The organism is Streptomyces sp. NRRL WC-3549 (assembly GCF_000721935.1).
Classification (GTDB): domain Bacteria; phylum Actinomycetota; class Actinomycetes; order Streptomycetales; family Streptomycetaceae; genus Streptomyces.
Genome location: NZ_KL585401.1, coordinates 127,245 through 133,318, shown reverse-complemented (window position 1 = coordinate 133,318; position 6,074 = coordinate 127,245). Strand labels below are relative to the sequence as shown.

At 69.6% G+C, this 6,074-nt stretch carries 5 protein-coding genes; all 5 read right to left on the bottom strand.

Going from position 1 to position 6,074, the window contains the following annotated elements; genetic code table 11:
• Positions 1 to 427 (bottom strand): rod shape-determining protein (locus tag IH13_RS40110; RefSeq protein ID WP_031085356.1); only part of this gene is annotated, 427 nt, incomplete at its 3' end.
• A gap of 293 nt (positions 428 to 720) precedes the next feature.
• Entirely contained in the window at positions 721 to 1,134 is a 414-nt protein-coding gene (gene ndk / locus IH13_RS0117100; RefSeq protein ID WP_031085355.1) for a nucleoside-diphosphate kinase, read from the bottom strand.
• Positions 1,135 to 1,224: 90 nt separating this feature from the next.
• Positions 1,225 to 1,593: a DUF4233 domain-containing protein gene (locus IH13_RS0117095; RefSeq protein ID WP_031085354.1), complete on the bottom strand. Its 369-nt coding sequence runs from the start codon at positions 1,591 to 1,593 to the stop codon at positions 1,225 to 1,227.
• 2 nt (positions 1,594 to 1,595) lie between these two features.
• Positions 1,596 to 3,128: a bifunctional tetrahydrofolate synthase/dihydrofolate synthase gene (gene folC / locus IH13_RS0117090; RefSeq protein ID WP_031085352.1), complete on the bottom strand. Its 1,533-nt coding sequence runs from the start codon at positions 3,126 to 3,128 to the stop codon at positions 1,596 to 1,598.
• A gap of 124 nt (positions 3,129 to 3,252) precedes the next feature.
• Complete coding sequence (locus IH13_RS0117085; protein ID WP_031085351.1) at positions 3,253 to 5,901, bottom strand: valine--tRNA ligase; 2,649 nt, start codon at positions 5,899 to 5,901, stop codon at positions 3,253 to 3,255.
• Positions 5,902 to 6,074: the final 173 nt, after the last annotated feature.

The following is a 6,074-nucleotide window of genomic DNA, read 5'->3' as shown; positions in this document are numbered from 1 at the left end:
GGCCGGAGCCGATGGCCGCGGCCATGGGCTCCTCGATGATGTGCACCTGCCGCGCGCCGGCCTGGGTCGACGCCTCGATGACGGCGCGTCGCTCGACACCGGTGATACCGGACGGCACGCAGACGACGACCCGCGGGCGGGCCAGGTAACGGCGCTTGTGCACCTTGAGGATGAAGTAGCGGAGCATGCGCTCCGTGATCTCGAAGTCGGCGATCACGCCGTCCTTCAGCGGCCGCACGGCGACGATGTTGCCGGGCGTGCGTCCGATCATCTTCTTGGCCTCGGCGCCGACCGCCAGGATTCCGCCGGTGTTGGTGTTGATGGCCACGACGGACGGCTCGTTCATCACGATGCCGCGCCCCCTGACGTACACCAGCGTGTTGGCAGTCCCGAGGTCGATAGCCATGTCACGGCCGATGAACGACATTGAGTTCCCCTTGTTCCCCATGAGGATGCGTCGGGCCTTCCCAGGAAGCGAAAAATGGCTTGTTCCAGGTAGGCGAGGGTTGGCGCTGCGGGCGTGGAAGCTTCCATCGTAGTGCCGTATGCACGGACACAGCGCGAGGGCCCTTCGCCTTTACGAGTGGAACAGATGCCCGTTCCACCCATGGTGACGTCATGTCGGGGGGATGCGTTCCCGCGACACGTGACCCTATGCCGAAGGGCGACCGAATTCCTTCGGTCGCCCCAGGTGCTGAGCGCTGTTTGGCGGAGCCGAAGTCAGGAGATCCCCGGGAAGAACAGCTTCAGTTCCCGCTCCGCGGACTCTTCGGAGTCCGAGGCGTGGATGAGGTTCTCGCGGGTGATCGTACCGAAGTCACCGCGGATGGACCCGGGCGCGGCGGCGATCGGGTCGGTCGGGCCGGCCAGGGCGCGGACGCCCTCGATGACGCGCTCGCCCTCGGCCACCAGGGCGACGACGGGACCGGAGGACATGAACTCCAGGAGCGGCTCGTAGAACGGGCGGCCCTTGTGCTCGCCATAGTGCTGTTCCAGCGTCTCCTGGTCCAGGGTCCGCAGCTCCAGCGCGGTGATCGTCCAGCCCGCCTTGCGCTCGATGCGGCCGACGATCTCGCCGATCAGCCCACGCCGGACGGCGTCGGGCTTGAGAAGGACGAGAGTGCGCTGAGTCATGTGCGGCTCCTAGCAGACTGAAACGGTGCGGGTGAGCGCCCTGAGATTACAGGGGAAGGGAAACGGGCCGACGACCGGGCTCACGCTGCGTCATCCCTGGGTCGTGGCTTCTGCGCTCTCCTCTGCCTCCGCGAGCGCCGCCCAGCGGGCCTTCGCCTCGTCGATCTTCCGCCCGTAGTGGATCGAGGCCCACCACAGGGCGATGAAGGCCACCCCGAGGATGAACATCATCGGCACGAAGAAGCCGCTCAGGAGCAGCGCGATCTGGAGGGCCCAGCCGAGCTGGAGCCCGCCGGGCCGGGTCAGCACCCCGCAGAGCAGGACGGACAGCGCCATGCCGATGCCGCACACCGTCCAGACCGTGCCCATGGCGAGGTCGTCGGACTTCATCGCGACGAGTCCGGCGAACCCGATCACGAGGAACTCGCTGATCAGGGTGGATGCACAGAGCGTACGCACAGTCAGCGCCTCCCCAGGAGCAGCCGGGCCTCGCCGACCGTGATCACGGACCCGGTCACCAGGACTCCGGCGCCCGCGTACTCGGCCTCCTCCTCGGCGAGGGTGATGGCCGCCTCCAGCGCGTCGTCCAGGCGGGGTTCGACCTGCACCCGGTCACCGCCGAAGACCTCGACGGCCACCGCGGCCAGCTCGTCCGCGTCCATGGCGCGCGCGCTGGAGTTCCGGGTGACGACGACCTCCGCGAAGATCGGCTCGAAGGCTTCGAGGAGCCCGCGGACGTCCTTGCCGTCGCTGGCGCCGACGACCCCGATCAGCCGGGAGAAACTGAACGCCTCCGAGACGCCCTCGGCCGCGGCGCGGGCACCCGCCGGGTTGTGGGCGGCGTCCAGGACGACGGTCGGGCTGGAGCGTACGACTTCGAGACGGCCGGGCGAGCGCACCGAGAGGAAGGCCTTGCGCACGGCCTCGATGTCGAGGCTGCGGGTCTGCTCCGCACCGATACCGAAGAAGGCCTCGACCGCGGCGAGGGCGACCGCCGCGTTGTGCGCCTGGTGGGCGCCGTAGAGCGGGAGGAAGACCTCGGTGTACTCGGTGGCCGCGCCGCCGAGCCCCCGCAGGGTCAGCAGCTGGCCGCCGACGGCGATCTCGCGGGAGACGACGCCGAACTCCATGCCCTCGCGGGCCACCGTGGCGTCCACCTCGACGGCCTTCTTCAGCATGACCTGGGCGGCGTCGACCGGCTGCTGCGCCAGGATCACCGTGGCGCCCTGCTTGACGATCCCGGCCTTCTCACCGGCGATCTCGGCGGGGGTGGTGCCGAGGCGGTCGGTGTGGTCCAGCGAGATGGGGGTGACGACCGCGACCGAGCCGTCGATGACGTTGGTGGCGTCCCAGGTGCCGCCCATGCCGACCTCGACGACGGCGACGTCGACGGGGGCGTCGGCGAACGCCGCGTACGCCATGCCCGTCATCACCTCGAAGAAGGAGAGCCGGTAGGGCTGCTGGGCGTCGACCATGTCGACGTACGGCTTGACGTCCTCGTACGTCTCGATGAAGCGCTCGGCGGAGATCGGGGCGCCGTCCAGGCTGATCCGCTCGGTGATCGACTGGACGTGCGGGGAGGTGTAGCGGCCGGTGCGCAGGTCGAGCGCGCCGAGCAGGGCCTCGATCATGCGGGCCGTGCTGGTCTTGCCGTTGGTCCCCGTGATGTGGATCGAGGGGTAGGCGCGCTGCGGCTCACCGAGCACGTCCATCAACGCCGCGATGCGGGTCACCGAGGGTTCGAGCTTGGTCTCGCCCCAGCGGCCTGCCAGCTCCTCCTCGACGGCGCGCAGCGCCCGGTCGGTCTCCGGGTCGGCGGGGCGGGCGGGGACCGCGTCGCCCTGGGGCGGGCCGGACTGCGTGCGCAGGGTGCGGCTCCCGGCCTCGATCACCGCCAGGTCGGGGTCGCGCTGGGTCTCCTCGTCGACGATCTCCGCGAAGGTGTCGTCGGGATCGGACGCGTCGTGCCGGTCTGAAGGGCGGGGCTCACTCACAGGGCCAGTCTACGGATGGGCACCGACAACGTGCGCAGCGCCCGGTGTGCGGTCTGCGGCCGGGTACGGCGGAACCCCCGCGCCCCCGGTCGGTCGGGGGTGCGGGGGCTCCATGGCCAGGGGATCAGCCCTGCGGCAGGTTCGCCAGCTGGGCGGTGATCCGCTCGATGTCCGCCTGGGCCTTGGCGAGCCGGCCGCGGATCTTGTCGACCACGTTGTCCGGGGCCTTGGCCAGGAACGCCTCGTTGCCGAGCTTCCCGGTCGCCTGGGCCTTCTCCTTCTCGGCGGCGCCCAGGTCCTTGGTCAGCCGCTTGCGCTCGGCCTCGACGTCGATCGTGCCGGACAGGTCGAGCGCGACCGTCGCACCTGCCACCGGGAGGGTGGCCGTCGCGTGGAAGCCGTCCCCGGCGGGCTGCAGGCGCAGCAGCTGGCGGATGGCGGCCTCGTGCGGGGCGAGGTCCGTACCGGCCAGGGCCAGCTCGGCCGGGACCTTCTGGCCGGGCTGGAGGCCCTGGTCGGAGCGGAAGCGGCGGACCTCGGTGACGACCTGCTGGACGAGCTCGATCTCCTTCTCGGCGGCTTCGTCGCGGAAGCCGCCCGGGGCGTCGGCCCCAGGGACCTTCACAGCCTTCGGCCAGTCGGCCACGACGACGGACTCGTTGCCGGTGAGCGTGGTCCAGAGCGTCTCCGTGACGAACGGGACGATCGGGTGCAGCAGACGCAGCATCACGTCGAGGACCTCGCCGAGGACCCGGCCGGAGACCTTCGCCTGCTCGCCGCCCGCGAAGAACGTCGTCTTGGACAGCTCGACGTACCAGTCGAAGACCTCGTCCCACGCGAAGTGGTAGAGCGTCTCACTGAGCTTGGCGAACTGGAAGTCGTCGTAGTAGGCGTCGGCTTCGGCGACGGTCCTGTCGAGGCGGGACAGGATCCACCGGTCGGTCGCCGACAGCTGCTCGGCGGGCGGGAGTTCGCCCTCCACGGTCGCGCCGTTCATCAGCGCGAAGCGGGTGGCGTTCCAGATCTTGTTGGCGAAGTTGCGCGAGGCCTGGACCCAGTCCTCGCCGATCGGGACGTCGGTGCCGGGGTTGGCGCCCTTGGCCAGGGTGAAGCGGACGGCGTCGGAGCCGTAGGTGTCCATCCAGTCCAGCGGGTCGACGACGTTGCCGAAGGACTTCGACATCTTCTTCCCGCGCTCGTCGCGGACCAGGCCGGTGAGCGCGATCGTCTTGAAGGGGACCTCGCCGTCCATCACGTACAGGCCGAACATCATCATCCGGGCGACCCAGAAGAAGATGATGTCGTGGCCGGTGACCAGGACGTCGGTCGGGTAGAACTTCTTGAGCTCCGGGGTCTGTTCGGGCCAGCCGAGCGTGGAGAACGGCCACAGCCCGGAGGAGAACCACGTGTCCAGGACGTCGGTGTCCTGGGTCCAGCCCTCGCCGGTGGGCGGCTGCTCGTCGGGGCCGACGCAGACGACCTGGCCCTCGGGGCCGTACCAGACGGGGATGCGGTGGCCCCACCAGAGCTGGCGCGAGATGCACCAGTCGCGGAGGTTGTCGACCCAGTCGAAGTAGCGCTGCTCCATCTCCTTGGGGTGGATCGTGACCCGGCCGTCGCGGACCGCGTCGCCGGCCCCCTTGGCGAGGGTCTCGACCTTGACCCACCACTGGAGGGAGAGGCGCGGTTCGACGGTGGTGCTGCACCGGGAGCAGTGGCCGACGGAGTGGACGTACGGGCGCTTCTCGGCGACGATCCGGCCCTGCTCGCGCAGCGCGCCGACGACGGCGGAGCGCGCCTCGAAGCGGTCGAGGCCTTCGAAGGGACCGGCGACGGTGATGACACCGCGCTCGTCCATGACGGTCATCGACTCCAGGTCGTGCCGCCGGCCGATCGCGAAGTCGTTCGGGTCGTGGGCCGGGGTCACCTTGACGGCACCGGTGCCGAACTCCGGGTCGACGTGGGTGTCCGCGACGACGGGGATGGTGCGGTCGGTGAGCGGCAGCTTGATCCGCCGGCCGACGAGGTGGGCGTACCGCTCGTCGTCCGGGTGGACGGCGACCGCCGTGTCGCCGAGCATCGTCTCGGCGCGGGTGGTGGCGACGACCAGGGACTCCTCGCCCTCGCCGTACCGGATGGAGACGAGCTCGCCGTCGTCGTCCTGGTAGTCGACCTCGATGTCGGAGATGGCCGTCAGACAGCGCGGGCACCAGTTGATGATGCGCTCGGCGCGGTAGATCAGACCGTCGTCGTACATCTTCTTGAAGACGGTCTGGACGGCAGCGGAGAGCCCTTCGTCCATGGTGAAGCGCTCGCGGGTCCAGTCGACGCCGTCGCCGAGGCGGCGCATCTGGCCGAGGATCTTGCCGCCGTACTCCTCCTTCCACTGCCAGACGCGCTCGACGAACTCCTCGCGCCCCAGGTCGTGGCGGGACTTGCCCTCCTCGCCGAGCTGCTGCTCGACCTTGTTCTGGGTGGCGATTCCGGCGTGGTCCATGCCGGGCAGCCACAGCGCCTCGTACCCCTGCATCCGCTTGCGGCGGGTGAGGGCGTCCATCAGCGTGTGCTGGAAGGCGTGGCCCAGGTGGAGCGAGCCGGTGACGTTGGGCGGCGGGATGACGATCGTGTACGGAGGCTTCTCGCTCTCCGGGTCGGCCGTGAAGTAACCGCGCTCCACCCAGCGCTCGTACAACTTCCCCTCTACCTCGGCCGGCGCGTACTGGGTCGGCAGTTCGGGGGTGGCTGCTGGCTGCTGCGATGCGTTCTCGGTCACGCGGACAGTTTAGGGCCGTCACAGTCCTGCACTGAAACGGGATTGTTCAGTAACGGTGTGCCTCGCGCCACCCCATGTCAGGGGCGTTTCCGTCAGGATGTACGCAACGCATAAGCATTCGGAGGGGACAGCCTGATGAGTCACAACCAGCCGGGACCGTACGGCGGGCCGCC

What these genes read in the sequence shown, in the direction of transcription:
- ndk (WP_031085355.1), bottom strand. Translation starts at nt 1,134, where the DNA reads ATGACTCAGCGCACTCTCGTCCTTCTCAAGCCCGACGCCGTCCGGCGT.